Source organism: Roseovarius sp. A-2, from assembly GCF_002072155.1.
GTDB lineage: Bacteria > Pseudomonadota > Alphaproteobacteria > Rhodobacterales > Rhodobacteraceae > Roseovarius.
Map to the genome: position 1 here is coordinate 16,399 of NZ_BDIY01000003.1, position 17,434 is coordinate 33,832.

At 62.2% G+C, this 17,434-nt stretch carries 17 protein-coding genes; 11 read left to right on the top strand and 6 right to left on the bottom strand.

Features of this window, described 5'->3' with window-relative positions; genetic code table 11:
- Window positions 1–33: 33 nt before the first annotated feature.
- The gene (locus tag BHD06_RS05435) at window positions 34–513 is read right to left on the bottom strand and encodes a hypothetical protein (RefSeq protein ID WP_080455984.1); all 480 of its coding nucleotides are present in this window, start codon (window positions 511–513) and stop codon (window positions 34–36) included.
- An 82-nt stretch (window positions 514–595) separates the two neighbouring features.
- Window positions 596–943: an antibiotic biosynthesis monooxygenase gene (locus BHD06_RS05440; protein ID WP_080455985.1), complete on the bottom strand. Its 348-nt coding sequence runs from the start codon at window positions 941–943 to the stop codon at window positions 596–598.
- 138 nt (window positions 944–1,081) lie between these two features.
- Between BHD06_RS05440 and BHD06_RS05445 the strand changes: the two genes are divergently transcribed.
- The 7 genes from BHD06_RS05445 (at window position 1,082) to BHD06_RS05470 (ending at window position 10,511) form a co-directional block, all read left to right on the top strand.
- A complete protein-coding gene (locus tag BHD06_RS05445) occupies window positions 1,082–2,548 on the top strand; it encodes a PLP-dependent aminotransferase family protein (protein WP_080455986.1) in 1,467 nt (488 codons plus the stop codon).
- A 250-nt stretch (window positions 2,549–2,798) separates the two neighbouring features.
- Window positions 2,799–4,574, top strand: a complete 1,776-nt coding sequence (xsc, locus tag BHD06_RS05450) for a sulfoacetaldehyde acetyltransferase (protein WP_080455987.1) — start codon at window positions 2,799–2,801, stop codon at window positions 4,572–4,574.
- Window positions 4,575–4,577: 3 nt separating this feature from the next.
- Window positions 4,578–5,744, top strand: a complete 1,167-nt coding sequence (locus tag BHD06_RS05455; protein WP_080455988.1) for an acetate/propionate family kinase — start codon at window positions 4,578–4,580, stop codon at window positions 5,742–5,744.
- Window positions 5,745–5,876: 132 nt separating this feature from the next.
- On the top strand, window positions 5,877–8,714 hold the full coding sequence (locus BHD06_RS05460; RefSeq protein ID WP_080455989.1) for a molybdopterin oxidoreductase family protein: 2,838 nt from the start codon (window positions 5,877–5,879) through the stop codon (window positions 8,712–8,714).
- Window positions 8,711–8,860, top strand: coding sequence for a hypothetical protein (locus BHD06_RS23630; RefSeq protein ID WP_176214286.1), 150 nt, complete (start codon window positions 8,711–8,713; stop codon window positions 8,858–8,860). Before BHD06_RS05460 ends, BHD06_RS23630 begins: the two co-directional genes overlap by 4 nt.
- Window positions 8,857–9,639, top strand: coding sequence for a 4Fe-4S dicluster domain-containing protein (locus BHD06_RS05465; RefSeq protein WP_080455990.1), 783 nt, complete (start codon window positions 8,857–8,859; stop codon window positions 9,637–9,639). The genes BHD06_RS23630 and BHD06_RS05465 overlap by 4 nt, the downstream gene beginning before the upstream one ends.
- Complete coding sequence (locus BHD06_RS05470; RefSeq protein ID WP_080455991.1) at window positions 9,639–10,511, top strand: DmsC/YnfH family molybdoenzyme membrane anchor subunit; 873 nt, start codon at window positions 9,639–9,641, stop codon at window positions 10,509–10,511. The genes BHD06_RS05465 and BHD06_RS05470 overlap by 1 nt, the downstream gene beginning before the upstream one ends.
- Window positions 10,512–10,525: 14 nt before the next feature.
- On the opposite strand, the gene BHD06_RS05475 is transcribed toward BHD06_RS05470, so the two are convergent.
- The gene (locus tag BHD06_RS05475; RefSeq protein ID WP_080455992.1) at window positions 10,526–11,107 is read right to left on the bottom strand and encodes a DUF1523 family protein; all 582 of its coding nucleotides are present in this window, start codon (window positions 11,105–11,107) and stop codon (window positions 10,526–10,528) included.
- Between the two features lie 11 nt (window positions 11,108–11,118).
- Window positions 11,119–11,385, bottom strand: a complete 267-nt coding sequence (locus tag BHD06_RS05480; protein WP_080455993.1) for a hypothetical protein — start codon at window positions 11,383–11,385, stop codon at window positions 11,119–11,121.
- A gap of 104 nt (window positions 11,386–11,489) precedes the next feature.
- On the opposite strand from BHD06_RS05480, the gene BHD06_RS05485 reads away from it, so the two are divergent.
- Window positions 11,490–12,305 (top strand): cyclase family protein, encoded by an 816-nt coding sequence (locus BHD06_RS05485; RefSeq protein ID WP_080455994.1) that lies wholly within the window; start codon window positions 11,490–11,492, stop codon window positions 12,303–12,305.
- 31 nt (window positions 12,306–12,336) lie between these two features.
- Here the strand turns inward: BHD06_RS05485 and BHD06_RS05490 are convergent, their stop codons facing one another.
- On the bottom strand, window positions 12,337–13,266 hold the full coding sequence (locus BHD06_RS05490; protein ID WP_080455995.1) for an ABC transporter ATP-binding protein: 930 nt from the start codon (window positions 13,264–13,266) through the stop codon (window positions 12,337–12,339).
- A gap of 74 nt (window positions 13,267–13,340) precedes the next feature.
- Between BHD06_RS05490 and BHD06_RS05495 the strand changes: the two genes are divergently transcribed.
- The 3 genes from BHD06_RS05495 (at window position 13,341) to BHD06_RS05505 (ending at window position 16,977) form a co-directional block, all read left to right on the top strand.
- Complete coding sequence (locus BHD06_RS05495; RefSeq protein WP_080455996.1) at window positions 13,341–13,520, top strand: zinc-finger domain-containing protein; 180 nt, start codon at window positions 13,341–13,343, stop codon at window positions 13,518–13,520.
- An 80-nt stretch (window positions 13,521–13,600) separates the two neighbouring features.
- Complete coding sequence (gene polA, locus BHD06_RS05500; RefSeq protein ID WP_080455997.1) at window positions 13,601–16,402, top strand: DNA polymerase I; 2,802 nt, start codon at window positions 13,601–13,603, stop codon at window positions 16,400–16,402.
- A gap of 161 nt (window positions 16,403–16,563) precedes the next feature.
- Window positions 16,564–16,977, top strand: coding sequence for a universal stress protein (locus BHD06_RS05505; RefSeq protein ID WP_080455998.1), 414 nt, complete (start codon window positions 16,564–16,566; stop codon window positions 16,975–16,977).
- Here BHD06_RS05505 and BHD06_RS05510 read toward each other — a convergent pair.
- Window positions 16,974–17,420, bottom strand: a complete 447-nt coding sequence (locus tag BHD06_RS05510; RefSeq protein WP_080455999.1) for a YtoQ family protein — start codon at window positions 17,418–17,420, stop codon at window positions 16,974–16,976. The two genes, BHD06_RS05505 and BHD06_RS05510, sit on opposite strands and share 4 nt — an antisense overlap.
- Between the last annotated feature and the right edge of the window lie 14 nt (window positions 17,421–17,434).

Consider the following 17,434-nt stretch of genomic DNA (forward strand, 5'->3'; position numbering starts at 1 on the left):
CGATGCCGCGCAAGGCAAAGGCTCAGGCGCGCCTCACATCCACCAGCGCAGCCGGTCATGCCGCGCCAGCCAGCCTCCGATGCTGAAATGATCGCGCCGAATCAGCAGCACCAGCGCGATGAACGCGCCCAGCACGGCCAGATCGATCACCTGATTGCGGTTGACCGGAAAGCCCCGGTCATTCACCGCGAAGGGATCGAAAAACCCTTCCCACCGGCGGGTCACGGTAAAGAAATGCATCACCAGCAGGCTGCCATAGCTGAGATAGCGAAACAGCCCGACCGCCACCAGCACGCAGAGCGCGATCTGCACACCGCCCAGCATGTAGACTTGCATCAGGCTCACATCCACGTCATCGAAATGCCGCGCGAGGTTCTGGTATTGCGCGGGCGTGATCACCTTGTGCGCGGCCCACAGAAAGATGAACCACGCAAGCCCGAGCCGCATCACCAGTAGTGCCAGTCCGTCCAGCTTGTCCTGCGGCGACAGGACGATCTTGTCGTTCAACGCCATCTCGTAAGACCCCCGTTCCGAATACCCTCTGGCTAACGGCATAATCTCCTGCGATCAAATCACGGCTTGGCGAGAGATTATGTCAGCCGCCATGTGCCTCGAGGCTATCAGCGGGGGCCTCGGCGCGGTCGTGCTTGCCATAGTCGCGGATCACGCTGACGACGCGCAGGCGGTAGTCGTCGAACATCACCTTGCGCCCGAGGCTTTGTGCGTGCCGATGCTCATGCAGCCCGCGCCAGCGCTCGACCGCCGCCTCGTCTTCCCAGTAACTCAGCGACAGGAGCTTGCCGGGGTTGGTCAGGCTCTGGAAGCGCTCGACGCTGATGAACCCTTCAACCCCCTCGACCAGCGAACGCATCTTCGCCGCCATCTCCAGATAGGGCTCTTTCTGCCCCTCAGCCAGTTCCACCTCGAATATGATCGCAATCATCGCTGTCGTCCTTTCCTGTTCCAGCAGGTCACGTCCGGATTGCGGCCATGTGTAGGAAACCCGGACGGTGCCGCGCAACCTGTTCCTTTGGGTTCGGACCAGATTGCGCAAGGCATAAGTCCAATCTACTCTTGTGCCATGGCGATTCCGGTTGAGACATTCTTTCTCGCTCCCGAGGCGGAGGGCACCTTGCAGGCGCAGATCCAGCAGATGATTGCGCAGGGCATTCTGTCGGGCCGCTTCCGCAAGGGGGAAAAGCTGCCCTCGTCGCGCAAACTCGCCGCGCATCTGGGCGTGAGCCGGATCACCGCGACCCTGGCACTGACCGAGTTGCAGGCTAATGACTACCTCGAGTCGCGCGACCGGTCCGGCTATTATGTCTCTGAAAACGCCCCCGAACCTCCGGCCTTCACCGCCCCCGCCGCGCGTGCCGACACGATCGACTGGTCGCGCGCACTGGGGCGGCGGTTCACCGGCGGCGACACGCCCGAGAAACCGCAGGACTGGGCGCGCTATCCCTATCCGTTCATCTATGGCCAGACCGACCCGGCGCTCTTTGATCACACCAACTGGCGGCATTGCGCGCTGCGCGCGCTCGGGCAAAAGGACTTTCAGTCGCTGACCGCCGATTACTACGATCAGGACGATCCCGAACTGATCGAATTCATTGCCCGCCACACATTGCCGCGTCGCGGAATTCTTGCGCAACCGTCTGAGATCCTTGTGACAATGGGGGCACAAAACGCGCTCTGGCTGACCGCGCAGGTGCTCCTGACGCAGCGCCGCACGGCGGTGATCGAAAACCCCTGCTACCACGCGCTGCGCGACATTCTCACCCAATCGCGCTGTCATCTTCTGCCGGTCAACGTGGACCGCGACGGCCTCCCGCCCGAGGCATTGCCCGATCAGGCCGATGTGATCTTTACCACCCCCAGCCATCAGGCCCCGACCAATGCCACCATGCCCCGCGCCCGGCGCGAGGCGTTGCTGACAAAGGCCGCCGATATGGGCGCGCTGATCGTCGAGGATGATTACGAGTTCGAGGTGTCCTTTCTCCGTGCGCCCTTGCCGGCTCTCAAATCGCTCGATACCGAAGGGCGGGTCATTTACGTGGGAAGCTTTTCCAAGTCGATCTTTCCGGGCCTGCGCCTTGGCTATCTTGTCGGCTCCAAGGCGTTTATCCGCGAATGCCGGGCCCTGCGCGCCTCGGTGCTGCGGCACCCGCCGGGCCATATTCAGCGCACGGCGGCCTATTTCCTGTCGCTTGGGCATTACGACAGCCTCGTGCGGAGGATGGGTCAGGTCTTTGGCCGGCGCCGCAAGGCCATGGAAGACGCACTCTCAGAGCACGGGCTCGACGTCGCCGGGCGCGGGGTCTTTGGCGGCTCGTCGATCTGGATGGAGGCCCCCGCTCACATCGACATGGGCCAGCTTGACGCGCGCCTGCGCAAGCGTGGCGTTCTGGTGGAGCCGGGTGCCCCGTTCTTTCACGGCGACCGCCGCCCGCGCAATTTCTACCGCCTCGCCTATTCCTCTATCCCATCGGAGCGTATCGCCCCCGGCATCGCGTTACTGGCACGCGAATTGGCAGATTTTTCCGGGTAAGCCTTGGGTGTGATCGAGGGAAAAAAGCTTGTTTTAATATCAAAGCATTAGCGGCTAGTTTTGCAAATTTATCTTAAGCTCCTACGCAATGAAATCTTATGTTATTGATACCATTATTCTCATTAAATGCAATTATTGGCACTATCTGACATAATCAACTGGCCCTAGAACTGCCCCGCCCGCGCGGCTAGGGTCCGTGCAGATATTCACGCCCGGCGCCGGATTGCGCCCGACCCGAAGGATGACACCGATGAAGATGACCACCGAGGAAGCCTTTGTAAAAACTCTGCAAATGCATGGAATTCAACACGCATTCGGGATCATCGGGTCGGCGATGATGCCGATCTCCGATATTTTCCCCAAGGCGGGAATCACCTTTTGGGACTGTGCGCATGAGGGCAGCGCGGGGATGATGGCCGATGGCTACACCCGCGCTACGGCCAAGATGTCGATGATGATCGCGCAGAACGGCCCTGGCATCACCAATTTCGTGACTGCCGTGAAAACCGCCTACTGGAATCACACGCCGCTCCTGCTGGTGACCCCGCAGGCCGCCAACAAGACCATCGGGCAGGGCGGCTTTCAGGAGGTTGAGCAGATGAAGCTCTTCGAGGACATGGTCGCCTATCAGGAAGAGGTGCGCGACCCCACCCGCGTAGCCGAAACGCTCAACCGCGTGATCCTTCAGGCCAAGCGCGCCTCGGCCCCCGCTCAGATCAACATCCCGCGCGATTTCTGGACGCAGGTGATCGACATCGAGCTGCCCGCCATTGTCGAGTTCGAGCGTCCCTCGGGCGGAGAGACCGCGATTGCCGAGGCCGCCAAGCTGCTCAGCGAGGCCAAGTTTCCGGTTATTCTCAACGGCGCGGGCGTCGTTCTGGCGGGTGGCATCGACGCCTCTCGCCAACTGGCCGAGCGCCTCGATGCGCCGGTCTGCGTGGGCTATCAGCACAATGACGCCTTCCCCGGCTCGCATCCGCTGTTTGCCGGGCCTTTGGGCTATAACGGCTCCAAGGCGGGGATGGAACTCATTGCCAAGGCCGATGTCGTGCTTTGCCTCGGCACGCGCCTCAATCCGTTTTCGACCCTGCCGGGCTATGGCATCAATTACTGGCCCGGGGACGCAAGGATCATTCAGGTCGATATCAACCCAGACCGTATCGGCCTGACCAAAAAGGTCACCGTGGGCATCGTGGGCGATGCGAAAAAGGTCGCGACCTCGATCCTGGGCCGCCTTTCAGACAGTGCGGGCGATGCGGGCCGCAATGAACGCAAGGCCCTGATCGCACAGACAAAATCCACCTGGGCACAGCAGCTGTCTTCGATGGATCACGAAGAGGACGATCCCGGCACCACCTGGAACGAACGCGCCCGCGCCGACAAGCCCGACTGGATGAGCCCGCGCATGGCCTGGCGTGCCATTCAGGCGGCGTTGCCGAAGGAGGCGATCATTTCGTCAGATATCGGCAACAACTGCGCCATCGGCAACGCCTACCCGTCTTTTGAGGAGGGGCGCAAATACCTCGCCCCCGGCCTGTTCGGCCCCTGTGGCTATGGCCTGCCGTCGATTATCGGCGCCAAGATTGGCCAGCCGGACGTGCCCGTCGTGGGCTTTGCGGGGGATGGTGCCTTTGGCATCGCCGTGAACGAGCTGACCGCGATCGGCCGCGAGGAGTGGCCGCCCGTCACACAGATCGTGTTCCGCAACTATCAGTGGGGCGCGGAAAAGCGCAATTCGACGCTGTGGTTCGACGACAATTTTGTCGGCACCGAGCTTGACACCAAGGTCTCCTATGCCGGGATCGCAGAGGCTTGCGGGCTCAAGGGCGTGCAGGTCAAGACGATGGAGGCACTGACCGACGCGCTCAATCAGGCGATCAAGGACCAGATGGAGAACAACACCACGACGCTGATCGAGGTGCTGCTTAATCAGGAACTGGGCGAGCCGTTCCGCCGTGACGCGATGAAAAAGCCGGTTGCGGTCGCCGGGATCGACCTAGCCGACATGCGCGAGCAGCAGGTCTGATTAATGAACGACCCGGTGACAGGAGATCTTATACTGGTCCTCAACGTCGGGTCGTCCTCTATCAAGCTCGCGGTTTTCGACAGTGATCTAACCGAAACATTGACCGGGATCGCCGAGGGTATCGGGGGCGCGGGCCATCTGAAACTGGGCAGCGTCAAGACCGTTCAGGATTTCCCCGACCATGACAGTGCGCTGCAAGCGGTGCTGTCGGGGCTGGAAGTCAACGGCCTGCCCTTCAGCCGCTTTCGCGCCGCCGCGCACCGGGTCGTGCATGGCGGCACGGAACTGACCGAACCGGCGCGCGTCACGCCGGGGGTAATCGCGGCGATCGACCGCTGTTTGGAGCTTGCCCCGCTGCACAACCCGCATAACCTTGCCGCCATCAACACGCTGGCCCGCCTTGTGCCCGGCCTACCGCAATGCGCTACATTCGACACCGCCTTTCATGCCACTAACCCCGACGTCGCGGCGCGCTATGCCCTGCCCGCCGGGATCGAGGCGCGCGGCATCCGGCGTTATGGGTTCCACGGCATCTCCTACGCGTCGCTGGTGCGACATATGCCGGGGCTGACTGGCGCGGCGCTGCCCGGGCGTCTGCTGGCCCTTCACCTCGGCAACGGGGCCTCTATCTGTGCCATCCGCGACGGGCGGTCGGTTGCCACCACCATGGGCTATTCGCCGCTAGGGGGGATGACCATGGGCACCCGCACCGGCGAGATCGACGGTAACGCCGTGCTGCGCCTGGCCGAGGAAGACGGGATCGCGGCGACGCATCATCTGCTCAACAAGGAAAGCGGGCTGCGCGGCCTCTCGGGCGGGCTGTCGGACATGCGCGCGCTGATGGAGGCGGACACGGCAGAGGCGCGCTTTGCCATCGACCATTTCTGCTACTGGGCCATCCGCCATGCCGGATCGCTGATCGCCGCCATGGGTGGACTGGATGCGGTGGCCTTCACAGGTGGCATCGGTGAGTATGCGGCCCCGATCCGGGCACGTATATTTCAGGGCCTTGCATGGCTTGGTGCGCAGATGAATGAGGCGGCGAACACGCGCAATGATACGCGCCTTCACGCCAAGGAGTCTGCCATCACCGGCTGGATCGTACCCGCGCAGGAGGAACGCATGATCGCCGCCGATGCGCTGCGCCTGTTGAATGCAACGCAACCATGAAAACGGGAACATTGACACTCGTGTTTCGGAAATTCCAAGATATATATTCGGATAATCCAAAGATATCAGAAAACGGTCGCGGCCAGACTTCGTCTGTCCTAACGTGACGCCGACCAAGGACAAGGCCCAGCCATGACGCATCATCAGCCACGCATCGACACCTCTCCCCATGTCTCGGACGAAGTGCGCAAGACCACCTGCTACATGTGCGCCTGCCGCTGCGGGATCAACGTGCATATGAAAGGTGGCCCCGACGGCAAGAAACATGTCGCCTATATCGAGGGAAATCGCGATCACCCGGTGAACAAGGGCGTGCTCTGCGCCAAGGGATCTGCGGGCATCATGCAGGTCAACGCACCCTCGCGCCTGCGCGCACCATTGAAGCGCGTCGGCCCCCGTGGCTCGGGCGAGTTCGAGGAAATTTCCTGGGATGAGGCGCTGCAAATCGCTTGCGACTGGCTGGAACCGATCCGCAAGACAGACCCGTCCAAGCTTGCGTTCTTTACCGGGCGCGATCAGTCTCAGAGCTTCACCGGCTATTGGGCGCAGAATTTCGGTACACCGAATTTCGCCGCGCATGGCGGCTTCTGCTCGGTCAACATGGCCGCGGGCGGCATCTACACGATGGGCGGCGCGTTCTGGGAATTCGGCCAGCCGGATTGGGACCATACCAAGCTATTCATGCTGTTCGGCGTGGCCGAGGATCATGACAGTAATCCGATTAAGATGGGAATCGGCAAGATCAAGGCACGCGGCGCGCGGGTGATCGGGGTGAATCCGATCCGTTCGGGTTATAACGCCGTGGCCGACGATTGGGTGGGCATCACGCCGGGCACGGATGGCCTCTTCATCCTGTCGCTGATCCATGAACTGATGCGCGCGGGTAAAATCGACCTCGATTACCTCGCCCGCTACACCAACGCGCCGGTGCTGGTGAATGCCGATCCAAATTCGCCCGAGCACGGCCTCTTCCTACGCGACACGGACGGCAAGCCGCTGGTGAAGGATCGCAAGACCGGCAAGCTGATGGCGTTTGATGCGCCCGGCGTGCGCCCCGACCTGAGCGCCACGCATGAGGCGGATGGCGTCACTCACCGCCCGGTCATGCACCTGATGGCCGAGCGGTATCTCGATCCGCAATACTCCCCCGAGGCTGTGGCCGAGCGCTGCGGCATCACCGCCGACAAGATCCGTCGCATCGCCGCCGAGATCGCGCGCGTGGCCTTTGACGAGGCCTTCACCCTCGACCACGAATGGACCGATTTCCGGGGCGAGACGCACAAGACCATGACGGGCCGCCCGGTCAGCTTTCACGCCATGCGCGGCATTTCGGCCCATTCCAACGGCTTTCAGACCGCCCGCGCGCTGCACGTGCTGCAAATCATCCTCGGTACGGTCGAGGTGCCCGGCGGGTTCCGCTTCAAGCCCCCCTACCCCAAGCCGGTGAGCGCCCATCCCACGCCGCATTGCAAATACGCACCCGGTCAGCCGCTCGACGGGCCGCATCTGGGCTTTGTGCGCGGCCCTGAAGACCTCGCGCTCAAGGACGACGGCAGCCCGGCCCGCATCGACAAGGCCTTCACATGGGAAAACCCGATGTCGGCGCATGGGTTGATGCACATGGTCATCTCCAACGCTCATGCGGGCGACCCCTACAAGATCGACACGCTGTTCATGTACATGGCCAACATGTCGTGGAATTCGTCGATGAACACGCGCGGCGTCATCGACATGCTGACCGACACGGATGAGAATGGTGAGTATGTCATCCCGCGCATCATCTACTCGGATGCCTACAGCTCGGAAATGGTCGCCTATGCCGACCTGATCCTGCCCGACACGACCTATCTGGAGCGGCACGACTGCATCTCGTTGCTCGACCGCCCGATTTGCGAGGCGGATGCGGCGGCGGACGCGATCCGCTGGCCGGTGATCGAGCCCGACCGCGACGTGCGCGGCTTTCAGACGGTGCTGGTGCAACTGGCCAACAAGCTGAAACTACCTGGGTTCACCGCCGAGGACGGCACGCCGCGCTACACCGATTACGCCGATTACATCCTCAAGCACGAACGCAAGCCGGGAATCGGCCCGCTGGCGGGCTTTCGTGGGAACGGCGAGGATGTGGGGCGCGGCGCGCCCAACCCCGCGCAGATCGACCGCTATATCGAAAACGGCGGCTTTTTCGTCAGCCACATTCCCGAGGGCGCCAATTACTACAAGCCGTGGAACATGGCCTATCAGGACTGGGCCGTCGGCATGGGCATATTCGACAAGCCGCAGCCCTATATTTTCGATCTCTACGCCGAGCCGATGCGCAAATTCCAGCTTGCCGCCGAAGGCCATGGCGACCGCCAGCCGCCCGATCACTTGCGCGCGCGGATCAAATCCATGATGGACCCGCTACCGATCTGGTATCCGCCCTTCGAGGACGCGAGCGTCGATACCGACGAATTCCACGTCCATGCGCTGACGCAGCGCCCGATGGCGATGTATCATAGCTGGGGCACGCAAAATGCCTGGCTGCGACAGATCCATGGGCAGAACCCGCTCTACCTGCCGACCAAGCTGTGGGAGAAACACGGCTTTGCGATAGGCGATTGGGCGCGCGTTACCTCGGCGCATGGCGAGATCACCGTGCCGGTGGCCCATATGGCTGCGCTCAATGAAAACACCGTCTGGACATGGAACGCCATCGGCAAGCGCAAGGGGGCCTGGGCGCTGTCCGAGGATGCGCCCGAGGCCACGCGCGGCTTTCTACTCAACCACCTTATCCACGAGTTGTTGCCGCCCAAGGGTGACGGCCTGAGATGGTCCAACTCCGATCCGATCACCGGACAGGCGGCATGGTTCGACCTGCGGGTGAAAATCGAGAAGGCGGCACCCCCCTCGGAGGCGCAACCGTCCTTTGCCCCGATCAAATCGCCGGTTGGCTGTGGCCCCGATCACCTTGAATGGAAGGTCGGGAAATGAGCGGCAAGACCATGACATTGCTTGCCATTTTCACCTTTATCGCCTTCGGCATCGGCTCGTTCATCTGGTTTATCGCCACATGGGACAAGACCCGCGAAGAGCCGGTGAGCACCCGCACCCACATAATTCAGGAGCGCCCCGCATGACCACGCTTCCCGAAAGCACCACCCGCAAGCTCGGCCTGGTGATCGACCTGGACACCTGTGTCGGCTGTCATGCCTGCGTGGTGTCCTGCAAAGGCTGGAATACTGAGAACTACGGCGCGCCGCTCAGCGATCAGAACCCTTACGGCGCTGATCCATCCGGCACCTTCCTCAACCGCGTGCACAGCTACGAGGTGCAGCCGCTTGCGACCTCGACCATGCCGCATCCTGCGGCACAACTGGTGCATTTCCCCAAATCCTGCCTGCATTGCGAGGAGGCGCCTTGCGTCACCGTCTGCCCCACGGGCGCCAGCTACAAGCGGGTTGAGGACGGCATCGTTTTGGTCAACGAGAGCGACTGCATCGGCTGCGGGCTCTGCGCCTGGGCCTGCCCCTATGGCGCGCGTGAGATGGATCAGGCCGAAGGGGTGATGAAGAAATGCACCCTCTGCGTCGACCGCATCTACAACGACAACCTGCCCGAGGTGGACCGCGTGCCCGCCTGCGTGCGCACCTGCCCGGCAGGTGCCCGGCATTTCGGTGATCTCGGCGATCCCGACAGCGACGTGAGCCAGCTTGTGGCCGAGCGTGGCGGCATGGATCTCATGCCCGAACAAGGCACCAAGCCCGTCAACCAATACCTGCCGCCCCGCCCCAAGGATACGCTCGATCAGCCCAAATCGGCAGGTGAGATCGACATCCTCGCCCCGTTTCTGGAGCCGGTGATGGAAGAGCCCAAGGGCTTTCTCGGCTGGCTTGACCGCACATTGGAGAAGATCTGATGCATCCCGCCCCGTCCGTCATCGTTTTCACCACCCTCTCGGGGCTTGGCTTTGGCCTGCTGATCTGGCTGGGTCTTGGCCTGCCTGCGGTCACCGGCTGGGTCGCCTTCGCTTTCCTCGCCATCGCCTATACGCTTGCCGTGGGCGGGCTTTTGGCCTCTACCTTTCACCTCGGCCACCCTGAGCGCGCGTGGAAGGCGTTCAGCCAGTGGCGCTCAAGCTGGCTGTCGCGTGAAGGCGTCTGCGCGGTCGCGGCCCTGCTGGTCATGGCCGCCTATGGCGCGGGGCTGGTTTTCTTTGACACGCGGTTGGCGCTGCTCGGCTGGATCGGTGCCCTGCTGTCGCTCGGTACGGTGTTCACCACTTCGATGATTTACACGCAGATGAAAACCGTACCGCGCTGGAAAACCCCGCTGACCCCGGCCTTGCTGATTGCCATTTCGCTGGCCGGGGGAGCGCTTCTGGCCGGGGAAATTGGTGCTGCGCTGATCCTCATTCCCATTGCAGGCGTGCTGCAGATCATGTGGTGGGTGCGCGGCGACGGGGCATTTGCCGCATCGGGCACCGACATGGCGACCGCGACCGGCCTTGGCAACATCGGCACCGTAAGCGCGTTCGAGCCACCGCATACCGGCACCAATTACCTGTTGCGTGAAATGGTGCATCAGATCGGGCGCAAGCATGCGGTGAAACTGCGCGTCATCGCCTTCGGGCTTGGCTATGTGCTGCCCGTCGCGCTCCTGCTGCTGCCGGTCTCGCATCTGCTGGCGCTTGTCGCGGTGCTGGCCCATGTTACAGGCATTTCCGTCTCACGCTGGCTGTTCTTTGCGGAGGCCGAGCACGTGGTCGGGCTATACTACGGCAAGCGCTGAGGGGCGCCCGAGGATCAGCGGGCCCCCTCACTCCACTCGTCCATCACCGGCTCGACGCGCCGCCTGCGAAAGCGCTTCCAGCGCACGCGGATCGCCCAGAACGTCGCGGCCAGCAGCACGAGAATCACGATCTTGACCCAGGGAATAATCTGCTCGTCCGGCCCCGTGGCGGCGCGGATGCTCACCGCGTTGGGGTAGATTGAAAACAGTTCATTGCGCCAGCCGTAATGGCGCACCACCACCCATTGCGCGTTCTCGGCACTCTTCTTGGAGATCATGTCCGACGCCTCGGCCTGCAAATTGGACGTGTCGAACTTGAAATAAGGTGGCCAGCCCCAGCCGGTATCCTCGTTGCGGTAGATCATCGGCTTGTCATTGGCGCGGAAGGCCTGAATGAAGAACACGTCACGCTCGGTCGCCGTGGGATCGTCACCAGTATCGGCATTCGACCAGAACAGCGCATTATCGCCCGGATTGACCCGCTTTTCGTAGGTATCGGTAATCCGCACCACGTCATGCTGCGGCAGCGTGTAATGCAGAAAGGCGATCAACACCGTCCAGAAAACGCCCCAGAACACCCATTTGACATAGACCATGCGTGGCCCCCTTACATGAAATTCGTGACATAAATGGTGACACCGATCAGCGTCACCGGAACGATATAGACCAGCCAGATCAGCCGCTTGCGCAGCGAATGCTCGTACTGGGCCATCCCGGCCTCTATATAGGCATCCCGGTCGCCGGGGCGACCCGCTTCTTCCCAGTCGCGGGCCATTTTCTTGCGCCGCACGGTCCGCGAATACCAGGAAATCCCCAGATAGAGCGCTGTCAGAGCGATCAGCCCGAAGATCAGCAATCGCATCAATGCCAGCATCCAAACACTCCTAATTCGGGTTCCCGACCAAAGCCTCACCCTTGCATAGCGCAGAATCATGCTAGGCTGCACCCCATATGCAACGAAGCCAGAAAGGACATGCCATGTGTGATGCTTGCGTAATCAATGCGGTCAAGGACAGGATGATGTCGCGCCGCACCTTCTTTTCCACCGCCGCCGGGGCCGGAGCGGCGACCGCTCTGTCGGCTGTGGGTGCACCACCCGCGATGGCCATGGGCCATAGCGCGGTCGCGGACCTGACCCATGCCTATGATGTCGGCTTCCCAACCTATTTTGGCGTGCCTGGCATCTCGACCGAGCAGAATTTCAACTTTGCCGAACACGGCTTAAACCTGCTCACGCTCACCATCAACGAGCATACCGGCACCCATGTCGACGCGCCGCTGCATTTTTCCGCAGATGGTGCCTCGGTCGACGAAATCCCGGTGGGCGATCTCGTGGCCCCGCTCTGCGTTGTCGATATCGCGGCGCGCGCGGCAGAAGACCCCGATGCACTGCTCACCCCCGATGATCTCTCGGCGTGGATTTCGGCCAATGGCGACATCCCCGACGGGGCTTGTGTGGCGCTTTACTCCGGCTGGGGGGCCAAGACCGGCAGCGATGCCTTCCGGGGGTTTGACGGCGAAGTGCAGCATTATCCAGGCTTTCACGTCGAGGCCGCGCAGATGCTGATCGAGGAGACCGGCGCGCGTTCCATCGCCTCCGACACGCTGTCGCTCGACCACGGGCCGTCGGCGGATTTCGCCACGCATTACGCCTGGCTGCCGACGGGGCGGTTCGGCATCGAATGCATGGCCAATCTAGACAAGGTTCCCGCAGCAGGGGCGACCATAGTCATTGGCGCGCCCAAGCATCGCGGAGGCACCGGCGGCCCGGCGCGCATCTTTGCGCTGATCTGAGGAACCCGACGCGCGGCCAAGTGGGCAGGCCCTACCGGCTGCGCGTCAATTCGAGGAACACGTCCTGCAGATCGGCCTGCTCGGTCTTCACATCGCGGATCGAAATCCCGGCGTCGCGCACGGCGGCCAGCACGGCCTCGGCGGGGGTGTCGGTGGAGTGATAGGTAATTTCCAGCGCTCCGCCCTCGCGCCGCGTCACGGTCAGCCCCGGGCCTTCCGGCAGGGACGCCACGGGCCGGTCGGGCTGAATGATCATCGTCTTGAAATCGAGCCGTCCCAAGAGGTTCGCCGTGGAATCCCGCGCCACCACCTCGCCCAGGTTGATGATCGCGATTTCGTCGCACATCTCCTCGGCCTCCTCCAGATAATGCGTGGTCAGGATGATCGTCATCCCTTCACGGTTCAGCTTTCGCACGTTTTCCCACAGCATCTGCCGCAACTCGATATCGACGCCCGCCGTCGGCTCGTCCAGCACCAGAATATGGGGATGATGCACCAATGCCTTGCCCAGCAGGAGCCGCCGCCGCATGCCGCCCGAGAGGGTGCGCGCATAGGCCTCGGCCTTGTCCTCCAACCCGATCAGCCGCAGGATCTCATCGCTGCGGCGCTGTGCGCGCGGCACGCCATATAGCCCGGCCTGTACCTCCAGCGCGCCGCGCGGGGTGAAGAACGGGTCGAGGTTCAACTCCTGCGGCATCACCCCGATCGAGGCACGGCTCTGACGTGGATTGCGGTCCTGGTCAAAGCCCCAGATCGTCACCTGACCGGCGGTTTTCACGACCAGCCCGGCCAGAATATTGATCAGGGTCGACTTCCCGGCCCCGTTCGGTCCCAGCAGGCCAAAGACAGAGCCCTGTGGAATATCCAGATCGACCCCCTTGAGGGCCTGTTTCGCAGGGCTTTTGCCTTGACCATCATAGGTTTTGGTCAATCCCCGGATTTCGATGGCATTTGCCGCCATGCTGCTCTTGCCCCTCGGCTTGGCTTCACTCATATTCGCAACTAGTGGAAAGCACGGCAAAAGGAAACGCCCACATGGTAACCCAGGCCCCGGAAATCCGTATCGTGGACAACTACCGTGTCGCCTGCGACGGGGGTGAGGGCGCATTGGGCCATCCCCGCGTCTGGCTGCAAATCCCGCGCGAGACGGGCTATGTTGAATGCCCCTATTGCGATGCCAAGCTCATTCATCGCGATTTCGAAGGCAAGGTCTGACCGACCGCCGCCGCGACCCCTGCCGGGCGCGGGAGGTTGAGTATTCTTGGAACGATGAAGCCTGATCGGGAGGGCGACCCATGTCATTCGGAAAAGGCTGTCATCTGCATTTGATTGACGGGTCCGCGTTTATTTTCAGGGCCTATCATGCCCTGCCGCCGCTGACGCGCAAATCCGACGGGTTGCCGATCGGCGCGGTGTCGGGCTTTTGCAACATGCTGCAACGCTATGTGGAGGGCAACAATGGTCATGATGCGCCCACCCATGTGGCGGTGATTTTCGACAAAGGCAGCCACACCTTCCGCAACGACCTCTATGACGCCTACAAGGCCAATCGCGACGCGATGCCCGAGGATCTGCGCCCACAGATCCCGCTGACGCGCGATGCCACCCGCGCCTTCAACATCGCCTGCGAGGAAATCGAGGGCTATGAGGCCGACGACATCATCGCCACGCTCGCCTGTCAAGCCCGCGATCTGGGCGGGCGGGTGACAATAATCAGTTCCGACAAAGACCTGATGCAGCTGGTCGGCAACGGGGTCGAAATGCTCGACGCGATGAAGAACCGCCGGATCGACGTGGACGGAGTGCGCGAGAAATTCGGGGTGGACCCGGCGCAGGTGGTCGATGTGCAGGCCCTGGCCGGTGACAGTGTAGACAACATCCCCGGCGCGCCCGGCATCGGGATCAAGACCGCAGCCCTTCTCATCAACGAGTTCGGCTCGCTCGAAGAGCTTCTGGATCGCGCCGAAGAGATCACGCAGCCCAAGCGCCGCGCGACGCTGATCGAGAAGCGCGCACAAATCGAGATGTCAAAGCGGCTCGTGCAGCTAGACTGCAACACGCCGCTCGATTTCACGCTCGATGATCTGGAAGTGCGCGACCCCGATCCCGACACGCTGCTTGGCTTTCTGGCTGAAATGGAGTTTCGCACACTCTCCAGGCGGATCGCCGAGGCACTGGGCAAGGATGCGCCGGTAATCCCCGAACCCACCGGGCAGGCAGCAGAGGACGCACCAAAAGCCCCCGATTGGCCCGCGATAGAGCCTGACGCCTACACGCGCATCAGCGATATGGCAAAGCTGGAGAACTGGATCGCCATCATCCGCGCGCAGGGCTTTGTCGCAATCGACACCGAGACCACCTCGCTCAATGAAATGCAGGCCGATCTGGTGGGCATATCGCTCGCCACCACGCCCGGCACTGCCTGCTACATCCCGCTTGGGCACAAGGACGGCGCGTCGGATGACCTCTTTGGCTCCGACACGCTAGCCGAGGGGCAGTTGTCGATGAAGGACGTGCTGGATGCGCTGAAACCGGTACTGGAGGATGACGCGATCCTCAAGATCGGGCAGAACATGAAATACGATGCCAAGATCCTCGCGGGGCATGGCATCACGATTGCCCCCATCGACGACACCATGCTGATGTCCTACGCACTGCATGCGGGCGAGCATGGGCATGGCATGGATGCGCTGTCCGATCGCTACCTGGGTCATGAGCCGATCCCGATCAAATCTCTTTTGGGGTCCGGCAAATCCGCGATCACATTCGACCGTGTGCCGCTTGACGAGGCGGTGAAATACGCCGCCGAGGATGCCGATATCACGCTGCGCCTGTGGCATGTCTTCAAGCCGCAGCTGCACCGCGCCCGCGTCACCACCGTTTATGAGACGCTCGAACGGCCGCTTGTTCCGGTTCTCGCCCGGATGGAGCGGCACGGCATCAAGGTGGACCGCGAGACGCTGCGCGCCATGTCGGGCAAGTTCGCGCAGAAAATGGCTGGGTTGGAGTCTGAAATCCACGAACTCGCCGGGCGCAGTTTCAATGTCGGAAGCCCCAAGCAGTTGGGCGAGATCCTGTTTGACGAGATGGGGCTTGACGGGGGCAAGAAGGGCAAGACCGGGGCTTATGCGACCGGTGCCGATGTGCTGGAGGACCTGGCCACGGAGCACGAGTTGCCTGCCCGTGTCCTTGACTGGCGGCAATTGTCGAAGCTGAAATCGACCTACACGGATGCGTTGCAGGATCACATCGACCCGGACACTGGCCGTGTGCATACCTCTTACGTGCAGACCGGGGCCAATACGGGCCGGCTCGCGTCGACCGACCCGAACCTGCAGAATATCCCGGTCCGCTCCGAAGAAGGCCGCCGAATCCGCGAGGCGTTCATCGCCGAGCCGGGCAATCGCCTTGTCAGTCTCGATTATAGCCAGATCGAGCTGCGCATCCTCGCTCATGTGGCGCAGATCGACAGCCTGAAACAGGCGTTCCGCGACGGCCAGGACATTCATGCCATGACAGCGTCAGAGATGTTCAACGTGCCGATGGACGAGATGACACCCGAGGTGCGCCGTCAGGCCAAGGCGATCAATTTCGGGGTGATCTACGGTATTTCCGGCTTTGGCCTCGCGCGCAACCTGCGCATCCCGAGGTCAGAGGCGCAGGGCTTCATCGACCGATATTTCGAACGCTTCCCCGGCATCAAGGAATACATGGACAAAACCGTTGCCTTCGCCAAGGAACACGGCCATGTTCAGACCCTGTTTGGCCGCAAGATCCATACCCCCGAGATCTCGGCAAAGGGACCGCGCGCAGGCTTTGCTCGCCGCGCCGCGATCAACGCACCGATCCAGGGCACCGCCGCCGACATCATCCGCCGCGCGATGATCCGCATGCCAAGCGCGATCGAGGGCCTGCCCTGCAAGATGCTGCTACAGGTGCATGATGAACTGATCTTCGAGGTGGCCGAGGACAGCATCGACCGCCTGATCGACGTGGCACGGGACGTTATGCAGGGTGCCGCCGACCCGGCGGTGCATCTCGACGTGCCGCTGGTGGTGGATGCGGGGCAGGGCAACAACTGGGCCGAGGCGCATTGAGGCCGCGCGCCAAGATCGACCGGATCATGGCAGTTTAACCGACTGCGCGAAAAGAGATCTGACCCTGACGTCGCAGCCGCAACACAGAGGTCGCGTCAAGGGCGTATGCCCCGCGACGAATCGGGTTAGGTCATTGCTGACCTCTAATTCCGGAAACCGCCATGCCCCGTCAGACGAAGCTCATCCTCTGCCCTGTCAACCTGCGACACGTGAAGGTAGAATATAACGCCTATACCGAGGCCGTGGAAATGGCCCAGAGGCGTGGGGCCAAACTGATCGTGGCGACCGTCGCGCCCGAGATCGAGCGCAACATGAACATCTACAATTCCGATGTCTACTGGGGCGAGGAACTCAGGAAATTCGTCGCGGCGCACCCCGCCGAGGGGGTGGATGTGGAACTGATCGTGCGCAAGGGCGCGGTGCACCGCCAGATCGTCAAGCTCGCGGATGAACGCAAGGTCGATCTGATTGTGATGGAATCCGCCAACCCAAAGGTGCAGGATTACCTGCTCGGCACCACGGCGAGCCATGTGGTGACACATGCAGAATGCTCAGTTTACGTGGTGCGCAGTTAAGCGGGTAGCGTCCCGTCCAGCACGTAGCGCAGGACATCCACCACCTGCCCCGGTTCACGCGCCACCGCGAGGGCCGCGGCATCCACTTCCTTGAGCGCATGATCATGCTCGGGCGGCTGCAGGATGATCAACGACTTGCCCAAGGCAGACGCGAAACCTGCATCAAATGCCGCGTTCCACTGCTTGTACTTGTCGCCAAAGCGAACCACCACGATATCGGCATCGGCAATCCCCTTGCGGGTGCGAATCGCGTTCACCATCGCGCCCTTGTGGTCGTGCCAGTACTTGTTCGGCTCGTCGCCGAGGATCGCGACGCCGCAATCGTCGCTCGCCGCGTGATCCGTCACCGGGGACGAGAAGGACACATCAAGCCCCTTGGCCCCCGCGATGATCTGCTCCCGCCAATCGGTGTGTATCTCGCCTGACAGATAGACATTCAGCATCGTTTGCTCCTTTC